Raw genomic sequence first — 19,454 nt, 5'->3', positions numbered from 1 at the left:
TTCTTACGTAAGCCTTATTTTGTCTTGTCGTAGTTGCCGTTCTCGCCACTACCGAAAGCCGGGTTCTGTTTAAGGTTCTTGTTCACCTTGAGCTCGTCCACGTTGTAGGGCCAGAACACGGCGTCCATCTTGGCCAGCTTGTCCTGAATGGCAGAGGTATTGGAGGAGAACTTCTGCAGCACCTGGGTGGACAGGTAGCGGGTGTTGCCGTCGCGGCGCGAGCGGCGCACTAAGTCGTACCAACGTTTACCCTCAAACATGAGCTCGCGGTGGCGCTCTTCCAGCACTAGATTCTCAATGTCGGCCTTGCTGGTGTACTTCTTCGGGTCGAGTGTATCTTTCAGCGTGGCCTGGCAAATCGAGCGCTTGTTCACGGCTGTCACGAGCGAGAAAGCAGCGTTCTTGTAGTTCTGGTCCTCGGTGGAGAGCTCGGCGGCATTGCTCATAAGCTGTGTCAGGGCCTCAGCTTTCAACAACATGATGTCCGTGAGGCGGTAGAGAATCCAGTTGCTCTTGTTCTTTTCCTCGTTGTACATACGCGAAATGGTCACGGTGGGCATGCTGCCGGAGAAGTCGATTCTGGACTCGGCGCACACATACTTGCCAATCATCGTGCCGAGGAGCACGTTCTCGTAGTAGCGTGCATCGTACTTATTGTTGAAAACATTGAAGACTTGCGAGCTCACATCGTCGCCCACGTAGGACGATACCGAGGCAAACCCCAGTGTGGGCAGGCCGTTTTTGTGGAACCCATAGCACCGATTCACAGCGCCATTGCTCGGCATATTGTCACCCGACATGAAGGTAAGCTCCAGAATGCTCTCGGAACTGTTGCCCTCTCCGAAGATGGCATTGTAGGCGCTGCCAAACGTGGTGGACGAGCCATAAGAGCCTTCACTGATGAGGGGATAGCCGCCGAACTTACTGTAATCGGCAACATTGTAGCTGGTCCTCTGCCTCTCCTCAGCCTGCATTTTCTTGGCATTGATGACGAGATCGGCATACTGAATGCACTTCTGATAGTCCTGCTTCCACAGGTACATCTCGCAGAGCATGGCGTGAATGGCCTCCCTGGTGATACGGCTGGTCTGGAAGAGAGCCTCACTCTCAGTGCCGGCGGGATAGGTTTGCACGGCATCGTCCTTCACCTTTTCAAGGTCGGTGATGAGGCTGTCGAGCACGACGTCGAAGCTTGTAGCCGGAAGATCCATCACCTGATCGTCGTCCGTGTAGGCCGTTGTGGAGTAAGGCACGTCACGGAAAGTGCGAATAAGATAGAAGTAGCACAGGTCGCGCAGGGCAGAAACCTCGGCGATGTCGGCCCGCAACTCGCTGTCCGAGAAGCCCGGATCCTTTTTAGCCACGCCGGGCGCGTACTTGATGACATTGTTGCAACGGTTGATGATGTTGTAGAACTGGTCCCAAGTGGTGTAGGCATTCGAGGCCGTGAGGTTCTCCTTGAGCACGTTTTCCAGGCTGGCATCCTTGTCCAGATTCTGTCCGCGACCGATGTTGTCGCTGCGAAACTCGCCCCACACCATCATGCGCATGAGCATATTGTCGGACTGCATGCCCGCGTAACAGCCGAGGATGATGCCGTCCACGTCGGCCTTCTCGTTCCAGAACTTCTCCAAAATGATTTCGTTCTGAGGCTCAACCTGCAGGAAATCACTGCACGAGGAGAAGCCCAACAGCAAGCAGGCCGAAACTATGATGTGATTAAATATATTCTTACGTTTCATAATCGTCTCTATAATGATTTAGAAGTCTACGGTGATACCGAGCGTATAAGACCTCGAGCGCGGTGTCTGCGACCGGTCAATGGCCGGGTCGTAGCCCGAGTTGCTGATGTCAGGATCCACGCCACTGTACTTGGTCAGCACGAACGGGTTGTTGGCGCTCAGGTACAAATTGATGCGGTTCAGGCCAATCCACTTGAGGTGTTTCTTGGTGATGGCATACGACAACTGGGCGTAGCTCATGCGCAGGTAGGAGCCATCCTCGACAAAACGGTCGCTCACGAGCGTGTTATAGTTGGACTGGTTGCCGTACATGGCGCGTGGAATGGTGGTCACGTCGCCCTCCTTGCGCCAGCGGTAGTTCACGGCCTGGCTCATATTGTCGTTTCCGGTCATGGCCTCGGCGTTGAGACGGGCCATGTTCAGAATCTTGTTGCCCACGCGATAAGTGAACTGCGTGTTGAGACGCCAGTCCTTGTAAGAGAACGTAAAGCCGAAGCCACCCGTCAGTTTGGGGAGTGAACTGCCCAGGTAGACAATGTCGAGGGCGTTGATCTGACCGTCATGGTTCACGTCCTCATACATGGCATCGCCGCCCGAGAAAGCATAGTTCTTGCCCGTTCCGTCGTTGGTGTAGTTGTAACGCATGCGGAGCGGATTGCCCTCGGAGTCGAGGATCTGCTGGCCCTGGGCGTTGAAGGCCACGGGAGCAGTCTTGCCCGACGAGATGAATGCGGCCCGATCCTCGGCGCTCATGTCCTTGAAAGTGTCGTAGTTGTACTGGTATACACCCTTGTAGCGGAAGCCATAGATGGCTCCGAAAGGATTGTGCAGCTGCACGCGGCGCAGGAACTCGCCATTGCCGTAGCCAAAGGTCGAGTTGAGCGAAGTAAGCACATACCCGTCCATCTCCAGTATCTCGTTGCGGTTGTTGCCGAAGTTGGCGTTCATGTCGAACACGAACTTGCCCGCCCTCACCAGTTTGTTGGTGTTGATGTGGAACTCCCAACCCGTGTTGCGCATCTTGCCGCTGTTGCGGTAGGGCACGGTCATATATCCTGAGTTGGAGGGGATGCGGTAGTCCTTGAGCAGCATGTCCGAGGTGGTGGAGCGGTAGAACTCCAGCGTCGTTGTGAGCCTGTCGTTCCAGAATCCCAGGTCCATGCCAAGGTTGTAGCTCGATACCAACTCCCACTTCAGGTTGGTGAGGCGGATGTTCTTCGGGTACATCGTGGCCAGTCCGAGGTATTGCGGGCCCGAGCCATACTTACTGGTATAGAGGTAATCCTGGTTGGGCTGTCTGCCCACACGGCCCCAGCTGGGACGGATGGACAGCATGGAGAGCCAGCTGTGGGTGGATTTCATCCAGGGCTCGTCCACCACGTTCCAGCGCAGTGACACGGAGGGGAAGTAGCCCCAACGGTGTCCGGGACCGAACTTGGTGGTGCCGTCGGCACGAACCGAGACGTCGGCCACGTAGCGACCCTTGTAGGCATAGTGGGCCGAGAGGGTGTAGTACATGGAGCGCCACTCCGAGTAGGTGGACTCCAAGCCCGTGTTCACGCCGCCGGCATCAGGGCTCACCACACCGTCGCCGGTGAGGCCTTTAGCACCGTTGGACTGGCCGCTGGACGAGCCCGAGTTGAGTTCGAAGCGGCCCATCATCATGAACGAGTGGTCCTTGTCGGCGAAGTGGGGGATGAAAGTCAACGTCTGCTTGGTGTTGAAGTTCATGCTTTTGGAGCTGGCCGACGAGGCAGTGTTCACGCCGTCGGCCCAGCTCACGGTCTTCAGCTCGGCAGGATAGAACGAGTCGTCGTACTGATTGAATACGCTCATCAGCACGCTGCCCTGCCAGTTGAGCTGTGTATGCTCCTCGTCGAGGCCCAGCAGATGGTAGTTGATGACGAGCTCGGGCACGAGGTCGTAGGTGCGGCGCGTCTTCTTGGCCAGGTTGGCGCTGGCCACGGGGTTCACGTAGGCCTTCTGATTGTCCACTTTACCAGATGTGGGATTGAACACGCTGGAGGCGTTTTGCAGCATCTGGTAGTAGCGGCTGGTGTTCTCACCGGTCACGGGATCCTGCTCGTAGATGCTCATGTTGGGCATCTTCTTCATGGCAATGGCCAGCAGGTCGTCGCTGTTCATGTGGTTCTTGGTGTAGGTCAGCGAGAAGTTGGTCGACACACGGATGCGCTCGCTCACAAAGTAGTCGAGGGCCACGCGGGTGGAGAAGCGGTTGAGCTTCTGCTGAATCATGGTACCCGTCTCGTGGTCGAAACCGCCGCCGATGCGGAACGAGGCTTTCTCACCGCCGCCCGCCACCGACACATAGTGGTTCTGTCGCAGTCCCCACTGGGTCACGGCGTCGCGCCAGTCGGTGTTGTTGTTGTACTGTTCGTACTCCGAGAACGTGGGGTCATAGTTGATTTCACGGATGTTCTGGCTCTGTGTGTCGTTCTGCGTGGGGTTGAAGTAGCTCTCCTTGAGCATCATCGTATAGTCGTCTCCGCTCAGCAGGGCGTAGCCCTTGGGCTGGTGTGTGCCGGTGAGCTTGAGCGAATACGACACCCGGGGTGCGCCGCGCGAGCCGCGCTTGGTGGTGAGCTCGATGACGCCGTTGCCGCCTTGGCTGCCATACACGGCCGTGGCGGCCGCGTCCTTGAGCACGTTGACGCTGGCGATGTCCTCGGGATTGATGTTCAGCAGGTCGGCAAACTGCTCGTTGTTGGCTGAGGCCAGGTCGAAAGTGGTCAGGTCCACGTTGCGTACATTGCCGTCGACCACGATGAGCGGGTTGCCGTTGGTGAGCGTCGAGAGCGAGGAGGCGCCACGCAGGCGCATGGTGGAGCCCGAGCCCAGGTCGCCGGAATTGGAGATGATGTCCAGACCAGCGATGCGTCCCTGCAGGGCCTCGTCGAGTGTGGTGATGCCCAGTCCCTCCAGATCTTTCATGTCGAGTGACTGCGAAGCATAGGAGATTTCGCGGTCGGGGATGGCCAGGTTGTTGCCGTTGCGGCGCTTCTTGGCCACTACGGTCACCTCGTCGAGGTTGGTGTCCGACTTCAGCGTCACGTCGTAGGTGGTCTGGTTGATGGGCATGGTGCGGGTTTTGGAGCCCACATAGCTGAAGCGAATCTTGTTTTTCTCGTCGCGCACGGCCATTGAGAAGTTACCGTTCAGGTCGGTCACGGCCGAGTTGATGATACGGCCGGTGGCGTCGATCTCGCAGACCGTGGCGCCCATCAGCGGTCCCATGTCGTCGGAGACCGTGCCGTGCACCTGCGTAATCTGCGCCAAGGCGAGCTGGCCGCACAAGAGCACAAACGCCAGCAACATGCCGAAACGGCGGGCGGCTTCCGTGTGGAATATAGCCTTCATATGTATTTTGGTGTTATGTCGTGATTCCATAAGTTACTTCCTCCATCTTTTTGCATTGCCGAGCTGTTGTCTCCACGGAGTCTTCTGGCTGGCGCTGTAGAACAGGGCACCGTCGATAAGATGCACCACGGCGTCGGCCGACGTGTACAGCAACTTGTTGAAACCGCTGCCCGAAATCCAGTATTCGCGGCAGATGTTGTTGTACAGGCCGCTGGTCTTGTCCACCCGACGCGTGTCGCCGGTGAGGTCTTTCACCACGAGGTCCTTGCCCTGGATGTCCACCTCCAGCGGATAGTAGCGGTTGGTCTCAGCATTGAGCATCATCGACTCGTAGTTGTTCTTCAGCAACAGACTGCCGTCGGCGTCTTTTTCAGGGGCTCCACCCACGGCCACGGAGTTGTCCTGGATGTGGTAGCGCACGAAATCGAAGATGCGGTTCTTGATGAACTCGCAGGCCTTCAGGGCTGCTTTTTTCTCGGCCTCCGAGGCCGAAGTGCTCTCCGAGAGCCTGAACTGCTCGTCGTAGTCGTCCCAGGTGGGCAGGATGCCGTCGGCCGTGAGCTTCCTGATGGCGGCGTTCGACGGCACGTAGACCGTGTAGTTGTAGGCGCCGAAGAGGCGGATATTGCTGTTGGCCGACGAGTTGAGGCAGTTGTATCTGTTGCCGTTGAGCGTCATGGAGCTCACGAGGAGCTGCTCCTTGGCGTCCACATTCTCCGAGCCGCTGAGCAGCTTGAGGAACTCGGCATACTCGTCGTGGTCTCTGAGTGTCTGGTAGACCGAGCGGCCGGAAGACATGGGCACCTGCTCGTTGAGCCGGTAGGACTTGCCGTTGCCCGTGGCCGACATGTCGTAGATGGAGTCCACGCGTGCTGCCGTGTTGTGTTCCAGCTGCCAGCCGCCCATCACGGTCATGCGGTTGCTCTGGCCGGCATTGGCCACCCTGACCATGGTGCCGTTCTTCGATTTGTAGTAGGTGTAGCCGTCTTCCACGCTTCCCACGATGATGAGCTGGTTCACGAGGTCCTTCAAGCGGTTGCGCACATAGGTCGAGGACACGTTCTCCTGTAGCCTGATACCCTTGGTGACGCGGCCGTCGGACTCGATGGTGCAGGCGTAGCGGCGGGCTTTCACCGTCTTCTCCTGCTCGTCATAGTAGAACTCGAGCAGGCTCTCCTGCGTGTCGCCGTAGTTGCAGGGGTCCACATAGGTGAGCATGGAGGTGTTGGTGGGCAGCAGCAGGCTGTAGTAGGAGTCCATGGAGTTCAGATAGGGAGAGAACTCCAGCTCGTCGATGGCCCAGTAGATGACGCTCATCACGTCCTGATGGATCAGGGCGGGGAACGACACACTGGAGTAGGCCATGGGGCTGAACACGCGGTTGGTCATGTAGACCACGCCGTTGCAGCCCACGAAGCAGCTGTCCACGTCGGTCGTCTTGACGCCCATCGACACCTTGCTGTCGTTGATGATGTTGCCAAACTTCGAGGGGATGGCGTCGGTAAACGTGCCAATCATGTTCACGTTGAGCAGCTTGGAAAGCACCAGGTCGGGCACGTTGTCCCACGTCTGGTACTTGTCCTGCAGCACCTTGCCGTCGGCATTCCACCAAGCCTGCAAGGCCGCATTGGTGGGCACGAGCATGGCCCCAGCGTCGTAGTGCAGGTCGTAGCCGCTGGTATTCTCGTACATGTACTGGTTCCATCCCGGGTCGAAGGCCAGCGTGGCAGCCACTTTCTGGGGCACGGGGTTGCCGGCCGTCATGGGATAGTACTGGGCGCTCGACCCGTCGCGGCGCGTGTCTGAGAAGTAACGCAGGGTGAACACCGAGTCCACGCTCTGGTTGTACAGGCGGTTGTACTCCCGGGTTTTGTTGTAATCGTAGTAGGGGGCGCAGAAACGGTCGATGAGTCTCGACCATATCGACATGTCGGGATGCTCCCTCAGTATCTCGGCCATGTTGGGAGCGGGCTCCAATACCTTGTCCACTTTCTGGATGTAGCCGTTCTTACAAGTGATGTCGCGGTCGGTCACCTTGGCTCCGCTCACCCAGGCATCGTTCACAGAAGTGGCTCCACCGTTGGTGAGCATGGTGATGTCCTGGTCGGTGAACTTGGTCTTCTGCATGAAAGCAGGGAGGAAATGAATCATCGGGGCCGAGAGATTGGACGTGGTGCCGCCGTACATCCCCCAGCCGTCCCTGAAGAGCACGATGTCCTTGTTGTTCTGCTTGTACCACTTCCAGGCCGGCAGGTTGCCATTCATATCGGCGGCCTTCATCACGTACACCGAGTCGAACACGCTGGCGGCCGTGGTGCGGCGCATGGCCAGTCCGCGCTCGGGTGGGTCGCCGCTCACGTTGGTGAGCAGCTCGATGAGGTAGGCGTTGTTCACTATGGCATTGTTGAGCAGCATTTTCTTCTGGGCCGTGGACAGGCCCTCGTAGCTTCTCACGCCCCACTTGTTGGTTTTGAACCACTCTCCATACGTGTCATCGTTGGCCACGAAGATGGTCAGAGAGCCTGTCTTGCTCATCTGGTCGTGATAGCCCAAATCGTCGATGAGCTTCAGCGTGACGGTGTACTTCCCGTCTTTCTGCAACTCCTCGTAGATTGAATTACCCAACCACGACGGCTGTCCCGTCAGGGTATCGTCCGAGCACGACTGCAAGGCGCCGACGCATCCCAGCATCAAGCCTACAGCAAATACGGGTCTGACGACACCACGTTTCATTTGTCTGCAATTCATATATAGGTTGTTGTGTTTAAATATTCCTTGTCATAGGTTTGCGGCGGCGGTTTCTTCGCGTTGCGATTGCGCCGCCATCGCGGGGCGATTACGGCGTTTTCGCGCTGCGTTTACGCCGTCGTCGCGATGCGTCTGCACGTTTATCGCACGGTCTTGCGGCCGTTCTGTATGTACACGCCGTGGGGCAGCCGACCGGCGGCCATGCGCTGGCCGCTCAGGTTGTAGACGGCGGTGGAGCTGTCTGTGCGGGCTGCGGGCAGCACGGAGACACCCGTGGACTGGCCGAGATACCTGAGCGTGAAGTTGTCGAAGCAGCACCAGTCGCGCACGTACTCCTGCGTCTTGCGCAGCCCCAGGGTGATGCTGCCGGCCTCGGGCAGCGTCAGCCGCAGCGTGTTGCGGTAGAGCCCGAAGCCGTTGAAGGCCTGGTTGGCCTGCGAAACGTTGTCGGGAAAGGTGTAGGGACTGATGCCATACTGCGTGATGGCATCGTCGTAGAGGCTCATCACCGGGGTCTCCGCGTCGTTGGCAAAGAGCACGGCGAGGAGCTGCTCGCTGCCATCGTCGTGGGCCGTGACGGCCGGCGCGATGTCGCCCTGGCGGTAGAAGGCCTGCACGGTGACCTCATAGTCGCCCTTGGGCATGTTGTCGAGCGTCTGGCTCATGATGAACGGCGTGTTCCAGAACTCGGCCACCTGGCCGTTGGCCTGGGTGAACGAGGGCCATGTGGCCCAGCCCGTGCGGCCGGCGCTGAAGTCGGCGTTCTGCACCAAGGGGGTCAGGTCGGCGGCCTTACCCTCCTCGGCCAGCCGCTGCAGGTAGGCCTCGTACAAGGACTTGGCGCCCTGCAGGGCGGTGAGGGCGGCATTCATGGCCTCGATGTTCTGGGCCAGCGTGCCGGCCGAGGCGTCGAGGGTGGCCGTGGCCTGCTCCACAATGTCGCCCAGGGCGGCCTCCTGCGAGGCCCGGTAATAGCCCTCGACGGCAGGCAGCAGGGTCTTCACCTGCTCCCAGGTCTTGAGATAATCGTATTCCTCGGCCGTGATCTTGAGGATGCTGCCGTGCTGTGCGGCCACGTTGCCGCTGATGCGGGTGGGGGAACCCACGTTGAGACCGTGCTCGTCCATGTCGCGCATCTTGTAGCCGTAGCCCCCGCCGTAGTTGATGTAGGCCAGTTTCCAGCGGGTGCTGCCGATGGGCCGCCACTGGGTGGGGGCCTCAATGGCCTGGTTGTTCTCGTTCACGTGGAAGCCGGCGGTCTGCGTCCACTGGCAGGTGCCGGTGGTCTCGCCGGAGCGGGGCACCAGATGGGTGGCCGTGGCACGGTAGAAGCCGGAGCCTTGCTCGCTCTTGTAGAGCATGACGTACTGGCGGTCCACGTCGTTCCACACGATGTCGGCGTCGATAATGTCGTAGCCCGGATCGAAGTAGAGCGCGGGGCGGGTGAGGATGTTCAGCTCGCTGTCCACCTGTTGGTAGTAGATGCGGTGGCGGTCGGGGAAGCCCACGCTGTAGTACACCACGTAGCTGTCGGTCTCGCGGTCGTAGATAATCTGCGGGGCCCACGCGGCCTTCATGTCGTCGGCCGTGATGCCGCCGAGGGCTTCAAGGTTTTCCGGGGTCTCGAGATCTATCTTTACGTTCTTGGTCCAGTGCACCAGGTCGGGCGAAAGCATCAGCTCCATGATGTGGTTGCTCGTCCAGCCGAGCCGCGAAGTCATGTCGGTGCCGGCCAACATGAAGCGTCCGTCCTGCGTGCGGCACACGTAGGCGTCGCGCATGCCGCCGGTCACGGTGGCGGCCTTGGTATCGAACACCTCGCCGCCACCCAGCAGGTCGTCCCAGGTCTGGCCGGTGCGGCTCAGGGCATAGCAGGTGTGTTCCTGGCTCTGGTGCATGTGGGCGAAGAGGTATGCCGACTTGCCGGCGTCCTCCTGCTCGTAGGCTGGGTAGGCCTCGGGCACCTCGGCGCCAATCTGCGACACGGGCAGACGGTAGACGCTGAGCGAATAGGCCGGCACGTCGAAGCGGGCATGCGTGCCGTCGGTCACGGTGGCCGCCTCCTCGGCGGGCTCCACGTTGCGGGGCTCGTCCATGGTGTTCTCGGCACTGCCGTGGGCGGCCGCCAGGCGCACCACGCGGCCATTGGCCATGGTCATGTTCTTCACGTTCAGCTGCAACTGCTGGGACGTGGCGTTGGGATTGACCACCTTGAGCAGCAACTCGCCCCGTTCTTCGTCGATCTGCACGCTCTGGTAGAGCGCCTTGGCCGCCGTCGCGGGAAGCGTGAAGCGGCTCACCGTCTCGCCGTCGAGCTTGCAGCTGACGCTGGAGCCCTGCACATCGACCTCGATGTCGTACCAACGGTCGTTCTCGATGCTGCCGGAGGCCGAGGCCAGCGTGGTCTTCGAGCCGCCCACGCAGTGTTCCACGCCATGCTTGGTATTGCTCCAGCCGCCCAAGTTCCACCACGTGTAGTTGTCGGCATCCTGATAATTGAAGATGATGAGGAAGCCCTCGTTGCCTCCTGTCTTCCTCGCGCGTACCTTATATATATAGCTGTCTCCCCCGACGGGCACCTGCAACAGGGCCGTGCAGTTCTGGGCCACGGCGCCCTGGGCCAGCTCTCCGCCGGCGGCCGTCCACGAGCCTCTGTTGAATGTCCAGTCGGTGGCACCGGCAGAAAAGTCGTCGGTGGCCAGCGTGCGGCCGTCGGCGGCGGTGAGCTGCACGTCGTCGTAGGCCACTTGCGTGTTCCACGCGCCCACGCCCACCAGCTGCGAGGCGGGGTCGGTCTGGGTGGCGTTGCCGCTCTCGGTCCACTTCAGGTTCTGCTTGCCCAGCCCGTTGCCCAGCATCCGCTGCACATGGTAGGAGGGAGTGACGAAGTGGTCGGAGGCGTTGAAGTGGATCATGTCGTAGGCCCAGAGGGGATCGGACTCATGGGTAAAGATGGGCGCAAAGGAGGCCATGCGGCACACGTCGCTGTTGCGCTCCATGCCCAGCATATAGATGGCCTCGCCCAGTGCGCTGTTCATGTTGCCGTAGCGGCCGTAGCTGCCGCCGTTGGCGGCATACTCGCCGTTGTAGACACCGATAGAGCGCGGGTAGTTGTCGTATTTGTTATAGTTGGCCCGCATCCATTCGTGGCTGCGATAGTAGTGCTCGTCCACCAGTTCCACGGGATAATCGTTGCGCCACGAGGGGTTGTCCGTGCCCCAGGCCTCAACGTTGCCGATGGTCGTGATGTCGGGATATTTGGCTTTGATGGCCGTGTAGAACATGTTGTAGCGTTCGGCATACTGGTCGCTCTGCTGGTCGCTGGCGGCCTGATAGTTCTCGTTGCCTATCTCGACGAACTTCAAGTGGTAGGGTTCGGGGTGCCCGTTGGCCACGCGTCTGGCGCCCCACTCGGTCGTGGCGTCGCCGTTGGCATACTCAATGGCGTCGAGGGCGTCCTGCACCAGGGTCTGGGTTTCGTCCAGCGTGAGGGTGTATCCGTGGCCCAAGCCCACGTTGACCACGAACAATGGGGCAGCCCCGAGGTCTTCGCAGAGCTGCAGATATTCGTCGAAACCGAGTCCGTCGCTGGAGAAATAGCGCCAGTTACGGTTGTAGTGGCCGGGCCGCCGCTCGATGGGCCCGATGGTTTTCTTCCATTGAAAGGCGTTGTCGTAGCTGCCCTCGCCCTCCACATAGCATCCGCCGGGGAAGCGGAGAAAGCTGGGACGGGTGTCGGCCAGCAGCTGCGCCAGGTCGGGGCGCAGACCGTTTTTTCTGTTTTTCCACGTATAGGGGAACATCGACACCATGTCGACGCTCAGCTGTCCGCCCACGTCGGCCAGCAGCACGAGCTGTCCGCGCTTGTCGGTGGCGGTGGCCACGATGGTGGCCGAGAGCTTGTTCCAGCCCCCGTTGCCGACGGTTCCTTCGAGCGTGGCCTCGCCAAGAACCACCGTTCCGTCTTCGGAACGGAGCTGGGCTTTCAGATGTTGGTTGAAAATGGACGGTGCCTTGACCCACAAACTGAGGGTATAGGTGGAGTCCTTGGTGATGCCCATGCCCCAAAAACCTGCATTGCAGACGCCCTTGGGCTGCGTGGACGAAGCACCGGCAGTGTTGACGGCCAGCGCCTGCTTCTGGATGTCGTTCATCAAATCGTCGGTCTGGAGCTCGACGGTGGCGCCTCCGAAAGCCGCCCAGCCGTCCATGCCCTGCTCGAACGATCGGTTCTTCACCAGCTCGGCATAGAGCCCGCCCTCGCCCGCGTGGTTGATTTCCTCGAAGAAAAGCCCGTACTGATAGTTGCTGATGACGGGGCCCCGCTGCGTGGCGTCAAGGTTCATCACGGTCTGTGCAGACGTGGAGAGTGTGGCTGCGCCGAGAAGGGCAGTCCAGATGATGCTGCGCTGTAACATACAGAAGTATAGTATGATTTGATCAATTGCTGAAAGAAAGGGAATCCGGAGGCGGGTCGGGCCCGCCTCCGGTCTCCTATAGAAGAGGGTTTGGGGTTACTTAACCACCACCTTGGTTACTTTCACAGTGCCGTCGGCCATCGTGGTCTTCACGATGTTGATGCCTCTGGTGAGGGCGTTCTTCTTCACGCCGTTGATGCTGAACACCTCGGTCTTGGCCACTTCGCTCACCTGAGCCTCGTCGATGCTGGTCGTGGGCTTGGTGCTGTTGGGGCCGAAGTAGGTGAGTTTCCAGTTGTCCAGAATCACCCAGTCGTTGTCAACGTTCTTGTCCTGCTTGATACCGATGGTGAGTTTGCCGTCGGTCACCTTCACCGTGATGCTGTTCTTGTAAACGCCATCACCGAAGTAAGACTTAGCCGAAATCATGTCGTTGGGCACGAAGAGCTCGGTATCGGCAATCTTGGTAGAGCCTGTATAGCCCTTGTCCTCGGAAGCGCCGGAAGCCAGCAGCCTCACTGCCGTGCGAACGGTATCGCCTACAACGGCATAGAGATAGGCGTTGCCCTCGGTGTTGTTGTCGGCCGTGTACTTCTTGTAGTCTTCAGCTGTCGAGCCGAAGCGGTAGAAAGCGTCCACCGTCACCGTGTAGGTACCGTTGGGAAGTCCCTCGATGGTCTGGTTCAGGTCGAACTTCGTGTGGAAGAATTCCAGCAGCAGGGCGCTCTTCTGGGCGTCGCTGTTGCCGAAGCTGTAGCCGTCGGCGTTCCAGCCCTCCACGGAGTTGGCACCGTCTTTCTCGAAGCCCGGGGTCTTGATGGCCATGGTCAGGTCGACGGGGTTGTCGTCCGACGCAGAAGCAGCTTCGGCCGGAATGGCCAGCTTGCTCACCATGACGCCCACCTTATTAATATAGTCAGAGGCCTGGGCATTCTCCATTGTCCTGGAGTCGAGGCCGTTCTCGATGGCCTCGAGCAGCCTGGCAGCCTCGTCCTTGGTGGCCTGGACGGCCGTCGAAGAAACGTAGGCAGCGTTGAGTTCCTCCTTCTTGGCCTGCAGTTGCTTGAAGAGAGCCACGGAAGCAGCGATGGAATCGCTGTTCTCAAGCAGGCTGGTCAGTGCGGCGAACATGGTCTTGCCGTCGCCGCCGGCCAGCTTCGTGTTGGCATCGGCTATGGCTGCATTGGCATTCTCGAGCACGCTCTTGCCCATCGGGTCAGTGGTCTCGGCCTCAGCTTTCGTGACTGCAATCTGCTGCTCGAGCAGCGGTTTCACCACCTCGGCCTTGGTGCCCTGGAACACCATCTGGAAGTTATCCCAGATAGCCCAGCTGTCTTTCAACTGGTCGGTGCTGCCCTTCACGCCCACGCGGAGCACGTCACCGGCCTTGGCAACCACGCCGAACGAAGATACCTTGTAGAGACCATTGCGGAAAGCAGTGGCGGCAACGGCCATGTCGTTGGGATACCAGTAGGTGCTGTCCGGGTTGATGTAGGGAGGATTGCCGCCCTCGTACTTGTAGAGCTCGCCGGTCTTGTTGCCGGAGTAGGGCACATGCTCGTCGAATACGCTCTTGAAGTGGGTGGCGTTGTTGTTCACATAGATGTCGACCACGTCGTTGTTGGCCGTGCCTTCCGTATAGGCCTTGTAGGCGTTGTCGCCGCGGCCATAGCGGTAGAAGCCCTGCAACGAGAGCTCGTACACGCCCACAGGGGCACCTTTCACCTCCTGATAGATGTCGAAGTCTTTGTTGTTCCAGGCCTCGAAGCAGTGGTTGTCGGAGTTGCCGCCATAGGCCACGTTGCCATCGCTGGCTTTCTTCACGATCCAACCATTGGTCTTCTCGAAGTTGGCATTCACGAGATACTTGTCGCTTACGTCCGTTCCTTCCTTGATTCCGTTCTTGATGGCATTGTCGATCATAGTGAGCACTTTCTGCGTCTCGGCGCGTACTTCCTCGGTCGTCAGCGTGGCTTCGCCCAGGATTTCACCGGCCGTCAGGTCGCAGTAGTCGCCCAGATCGTCCTTGTCGCTGCCTGTGATATTTTCATCTGCAGCGATGACCTTACCTCTATCGACAGCCTCCTGATAGGCCGTCCAGGCAATCATGTTGGAGTCGATGGCCAGGCTTTCGGTCTCGATGAGCTTGATGGCGTCGAGCACATCCTGCTTGTTTGAAGCAGAATTCAGGGCAGCTATCTTGGCGTTGTAGGCGTCGATCATGCCTTGGGTCACCAGCTTGTCGGCAGAAAGCGAGGAATAATCCTTGGCCGACTTCTTGGCCTCGTTGAGCCACATGGTGTAGGCATCGGTGCCGTTGCCATAGTAGGTGAGCTTCCAATCGTCGAAGAGCGTCCAGTCAGCTCCCACTTTGGTGCTCTTCTTGAGGCCGATGCGCATGGCGCCGTCCTCGGTCGAGAAGAACAGTTTGTTGCCGGCATAGAGGCCGTCGTTGCAATAAGCTGCGGCCGTCTCCATGTTGTTCGGTATATAATAGGTAATACCATCTTCGGTCGCACTGCTTTCGCCCATGCCCTTGGGCGAGGTCAGGGCCTCGGCGAACGGGTTCAGAATGCTCACGTTCAGGCTGTCCTCGCCTACCTTGGCATAGAGCTTGGCATTCTGATTGGTCTGGTTCTTGAAATTGGTAAACGAAGCACTGGAATTGCCGGCACGGTAGAACGCGCTCAGGCTCACGGCATACACACCCTTGGGAGCATCATTGATGTCCTGGTAATAGTTATAGTTCATGTCGTAGAACTCGGCATTTGTGTAGCTCTGGAATTTAGGAGCGTCGCCCTTCCAGCCGTCGTTCTTGTTGGCTTCGTAGCTGGGATTGACAATCAGCGAGGTCTTGTCCATCGGATTTGCAGCCGATGCAGTCTGCTCGTCAGCCTTGGCCATGGCTTCCTTGACGACTCTCGTGGCAGCCTCAAGCTCGTCCTTGGCAGCGGCTTCGTTCAGATAAACCGCCTCCTGGGCAGCCACGTCCACACCCTTGGCCTTGGCCTCGTCGATGGCAGACTTCAGTATTTGGGCCGTTGCGTACAACTCATAGGCCGCATTGTAGGCCGCACCGTCGGCCTCGCTCACGAAATACCAGTCCACAAAGTTGTCGGCAGCCTCCAGATTCCAGTACAGGCGGGTGTTGCTGGCAGCCTCTGCGCCCTTGATGCCGAGGTAGACATCGGGGAACTTCTCGGCACTGAAGTTGACATTGCCGGCACCTACCGTGAGACGATAGATGTCGTCGGCCTGTGCCTGTACGGCCCACAACGTGTCGGCCTGGTCTTTCCAGTCCACCCACAAGTCACCGTTGGCGGCAGCCCAGGTCATCTTGATGGCCTTCTGGTTCTCCACAGAATCCTTGATGATAACCGACTGATTGTCCCATGCGCCACCCTCGTCGAGATGCTGGGTGACCCATACCTTGTAGCCAATTTCACCCACACTGCCGCGGGTGTCGTAGTCATTGGCTCCCTTGAAGAACTGCTTTGTGCCAATGTTGTACAGGTACATCGGCTTCCCGAACTGCAGGGCAGATTTCTGCGGAACCGGCTTCTGTCGTACACCATCGACCACCATGGCAGTTGCACCAGTGCTTGCAGCAAACACGGTACCCACGAAAAGTAGTTGTGTAAACTTCATAAAACGGAATTAAAAGTTAATAAAAAGTATGATATAAGTTGGTTGTATTTATCTTATTTTCAGGTTTTGAATGCTTTTTAAAGCACCGCGGGTACAAATATAATACTTTTTAGGTGTAGCTTCAACAAATTTTCGCCGTTTTTTTTTAATTGGGTCGGCAAAGGGTGTAAATTTAACTCTTTTAGCCCGAAAAGCGGCTGCAACAGGTCCCACGATTGAGTTGACGAGCCTCCATTTGCAGAAAACGGATGCCGGAGGACACGGCCGCACGAGTGTCAGACAATCGGAAAAAACAAAAGATTGAGCCCAAGAGAAAAATCGAAGAGACGAAAAGAAAAGGAATGGGACGGAAAGAGAGCACTGCCAAACGGCACCGACCGCATTTTCTCCAAACAATGGACGAAAACAAAGAAAAAAGCGGCGGCAACGCGCCGGCCATGCGGTATTTTTGCTATCTTTGCCCGTAATAACGGTGAAAACGCCCTTGCAAACGGGTGAAAACATCCTTGCAAACGGGCAAAAACCACATGCCATCAGCCTTATGGAGCAATTGCTACACTACTGCTGGAAGCACAAACTATTCCCACTACACCCCCTCCGCACGACCGACGGCCGGCCGGTAGAGGTTGTCGACCCAGGCCTGCACAACCGAGATGCGGGCCCAGACTTCTTCAACGCCAAGGTACGTATCGACGGTACCATGTGGGTGGGCAACGTAGAGATACACGACCGGTCGTCGGACTGGTACCTACACGGGCACGACCACGATGCCCACTACGACAATGTGGTGCTCCATGTGGTGGGCACGGCCGACCGCGAGGTGCAGACCTCACAGGGGATCGCCCCGCCCCAACTGCAACTTGACGTGCCGGCCACAGTGTCCGACAACTACGAGGCCTTGTTGCACGAGGACAGTTACCCACCCTGTTACAAAATCATCCCCACCCTGCCCCGCCTCATGGTGCACGGCTGGATGAGCGCGTTGGAGACCGAGCGGCTGGAGCAGAAGACAGAAGCCATCCGCCGTCGGGTGGAGCAATGCGGCGGCTCCTGGGAGTCGGCCTACTTCGTGACGCTGGCACGCAACTACGGATTCGGCATCAACGGCAGCGCTTTCGAGCAGTGGGCGCAGGGCATTCCCCTGCATGCAGTGGATCATCACCGCGACGATCTGTTCCAAATAGAGGCCATCTTCATGGGACAAGCAGGGCTGCTGGAGCCCACTTCCCTGCCCGACCGCTACCGGGCGGCGGCCAGTCAGGACGACTATTTCGTGCGAATGCGCAAGGAATATCTCTATCTGGCCCACAAGTTCGCCCTGCAGCCCATGGACGCCCACCAGTGGCGATTCCTCCGGCTACGGCCGCAAAACTTCCCGCATATCCGCATTGCGCAGCTGGCCCACCTTTATTATCAGCACCGGGCCGGGCTGAGCCGGCTTATGGCCTGCCCGAACATCAGGCAGACCCGCGAGCTGCTGCGCACCACGGTGACTCCTTACTGGGAGACGCACCATCTGTTCGGCGCACCGGGCAAACGCCAGACGAAGACCATCTCGACAACCTCGCTCAACCTGCTGCTCGTCAACACGGCGGTGCCCATGCTCTTTGCTTACGGCCGCTACAAGCAGGACGAGACGCTCTGCGACCGGGCCTTCGACTTTCTGGAACAGCTCAAGGGCGAGGACAACCACATTGTACGGATGTGGAAACGCTGCGGACTGACCGTGGAGACAGCCGGAGATGCACAGGCCCTTATCCAGCTCAAGAACGAATATTGCGACCGCAAGGACTGCCTGCGCTGCCGCATCGGCTACGAATATCTCAAGGCGGGACACACCGCCGACACCCAACAGACCCAACCTGAATATGAAAACAAACAAAAAGTACATGTATGAAACGCGCATGGAAGTGCGCGACTACGAGTGTGACATCGAGGGCATCGTCAACAATGCCAACTATCTGCACTACACGGAACACACGCGCCACCGCTTCCTGCGGTCGCTGGGACTGAGTTTTGCCGCCCTGCACGAGCAGGGTGTGGATGCCGTGGTGGCCCGCATGCAACTGAAGTTCAGGGTGCCGCTGAAGTGCGACGACGAGTTCATCTCGCGGCTGAACCTGCACAAGGAGGGAGTGCGCTATGTCTTCGAGCACGACATCTACCGTGCCTCAGACGAGCAGCTCTGCTTCCATGCCGACGTGGAGCTGGTGACGCTCATCAACGGCCGGCTCGGCGTGAGCGAAGACTACGACCGCGCTTTCCTGCCGGTCATCGAGCGGTTTCAGGCTGAATAGTAATGGTTTTCTCAGGAGTTAGGGAGTGATGGAGTGATGGAGTTAAGAAATATGCCCACGCCCGAAGAAGTTCTCAACACAGCCATTCTCACCCGGCTAAGCTATTTCAGCCTCAACGCCATGGTGACGCTCTATCGTGAGCTGGGCTCGGCCACGGCCATCATGGAGCGGCGGCACGAGCTGGGCCGGCTGTTCCCCGGACTGCCCCACAAGGTAACCGAGGCCCTTGCCGACACCACGGCCATGCGCCGGCGCGCGGCCGAGGAGCTGGACTACGACGCACGCCACGGCATACAGGTGCTTTGCCTGAACGACGAGGCCTATCCCTGGCGGCTCAAAGAGTGTCCCGACGCCCCGTTGATGCTCTTTTACAAAGGCACGGCCGACCTGAACCGCCGACACATTATTAATATAGTGGGCACCCGCCACTGCACGCCCTACGGGGCCGACCTCGTGCGCCACTTCGTGGCCGACCTGCGCGAGCTGTGCCCCGACGTGCTCATCGTGAGCGGACTGGCCTATGGCGTGGACGTGCAGGCCCACCGCCAGGCCCTGGCCCGCGGCATGGAGACGGTGGCCGTGCTGGCCCACGGCCTCGACACCCTCTACCCACAGGCTCACCGCGACACGGCCAACGAGATGGTGCGCCGGGGCGGACTGCTCACCGAGTTCATGACGCACACCAATGCCGACAAGCTCAACTTCGTGCGACGCAACCGCATCACGGCCGGCATCAGCGACGCGTGCATCCTCGTGGAGAGTGCGCTCAAGGGCGGTGGACTCATCACCACCCGCATCTCCAAGGAGTACAACCGCGACGTCTTTGCCTTTCCCGGCGCCGTGGGCGCCACTTACAGCGAGGGCTGCAACCGCCTCATCCGCGACAACGGCGCGGGCCTCATCACCTCGGCCAACGACTTTGTGCAGGCCATGGGCTGGCAGGACGAGCGGCGGCGGCAGGAAGCCCGTGCGGCGGGCATCGCCCGAGAGCTGTTCCCCGACCTCTCGCCCGAGGAGCAGCGCATCGTCGGCATTCTGCGACAAAACAATGACTTGCAGGCCAATATCCTCTGCGTCAAGGCCGGCATGCCCGTAGGCGACGTCACTTCCCTGCTTTTCGGCCTGGAGATGAAAGGCGTGGTGAAGCCCTATGCCGGCGGAACCTACCATCTATTGGGCTGATTTGCGCCGCAGCTCCAAACTTTTTCAGTACCTTTGCGCCC

General features: G+C 59.1%; 9 protein-coding genes. 4 read left to right on the top strand and 5 right to left on the bottom strand.

The annotated features are described in order from the left end of the window. Nucleotides 1-14 precede the first annotated feature (14 nt). The 5 genes from PREDE_RS07335 to PREDE_RS07315 all read right to left on the bottom strand — a co-directional run bounded on the left by PREDE_RS07335 (nt 15) and on the right by PREDE_RS07315 (nt 15,934). Nucleotides 15-1,742 carry a RagB/SusD family nutrient uptake outer membrane protein gene (locus PREDE_RS07335; protein WP_005845522.1) on the bottom strand — a complete coding sequence of 576 codons (1,728 nt, stop codon included), beginning with the start codon at nt 1,740-1,742 and terminating at the stop codon, nt 15-17. A gap of 18 nt (nt 1,743-1,760) precedes the next feature. Further along, complete coding sequence (locus PREDE_RS07330) at nt 1,761-5,120, bottom strand: SusC/RagA family TonB-linked outer membrane protein (RefSeq protein WP_005845521.1); 3,360 nt, start codon at nt 5,118-5,120, stop codon at nt 1,761-1,763. A 33-nt stretch (nt 5,121-5,153) separates the two neighbouring features. Next, nucleotides 5,154-7,868, bottom strand: a complete 2,715-nt coding sequence (locus PREDE_RS07325; protein ID WP_015298613.1) for a fasciclin domain-containing protein — start codon at nt 7,866-7,868, stop codon at nt 5,154-5,156. A gap of 140 nt (nt 7,869-8,008) precedes the next feature. Beyond that, nucleotides 8,009-12,286 (bottom strand): alpha-L-arabinofuranosidase C-terminal domain-containing protein, encoded by a 4,278-nt coding sequence (locus PREDE_RS07320; protein WP_005845519.1) that lies wholly within the window; start codon nt 12,284-12,286, stop codon nt 8,009-8,011. Between the two features lie 96 nt (nt 12,287-12,382). Beyond that, nucleotides 12,383-15,934: a hypothetical protein gene (locus tag PREDE_RS07315; protein WP_005845518.1), complete on the bottom strand. Its 3,552-nt coding sequence runs from the start codon at nt 15,932-15,934 to the stop codon at nt 12,383-12,385. Between the two features lie 300 nt (nt 15,935-16,234). Between PREDE_RS07315 and PREDE_RS07310 the strand changes: the two genes are divergently transcribed. The 4 genes from PREDE_RS07310 to dprA are packed head-to-tail and all read left to right on the top strand — an operon-like array spanning nt 16,235 to nt 19,413. Beyond that, entirely contained in the window at nt 16,235-16,432 is a 198-nt protein-coding gene (locus tag PREDE_RS07310; protein ID WP_154648452.1) for a hypothetical protein, read from the top strand. A 43-nt stretch (nt 16,433-16,475) separates the two neighbouring features. Next, nucleotides 16,476-17,831, top strand: a complete 1,356-nt coding sequence (locus tag PREDE_RS07305) for a DUF2851 family protein (RefSeq protein ID WP_015298611.1) — start codon at nt 16,476-16,478, stop codon at nt 17,829-17,831. Next, nucleotides 17,803-18,231 carry an acyl-CoA thioesterase gene (locus tag PREDE_RS07300; RefSeq protein WP_044126837.1) on the top strand — a complete coding sequence of 143 codons (429 nt, stop codon included), beginning with the start codon at nt 17,803-17,805 and terminating at the stop codon, nt 18,229-18,231. The genes PREDE_RS07305 and PREDE_RS07300 overlap by 29 nt, the downstream gene beginning before the upstream one ends. Nucleotides 18,232-18,282: 51 nt before the next feature. Further along, nucleotides 18,283-19,413 carry a DNA-processing protein DprA gene (dprA, locus tag PREDE_RS07295; RefSeq protein ID WP_005845512.1) on the top strand — a complete coding sequence of 377 codons (1,131 nt, stop codon included), beginning with the start codon at nt 18,283-18,285 and terminating at the stop codon, nt 19,411-19,413. Nucleotides 19,414-19,454: the final 41 nt, after the last annotated feature.

The organism is Prevotella dentalis DSM 3688, from assembly GCF_000242335.1.
Taxonomy (GTDB): domain Bacteria; phylum Bacteroidota; class Bacteroidia; order Bacteroidales; family Bacteroidaceae; genus Prevotella; species Prevotella seregens.
The sequence above is the reverse complement of the archived record's forward strand: the minus strand, read 5'-3'. Positions and strand labels throughout refer to the sequence as shown.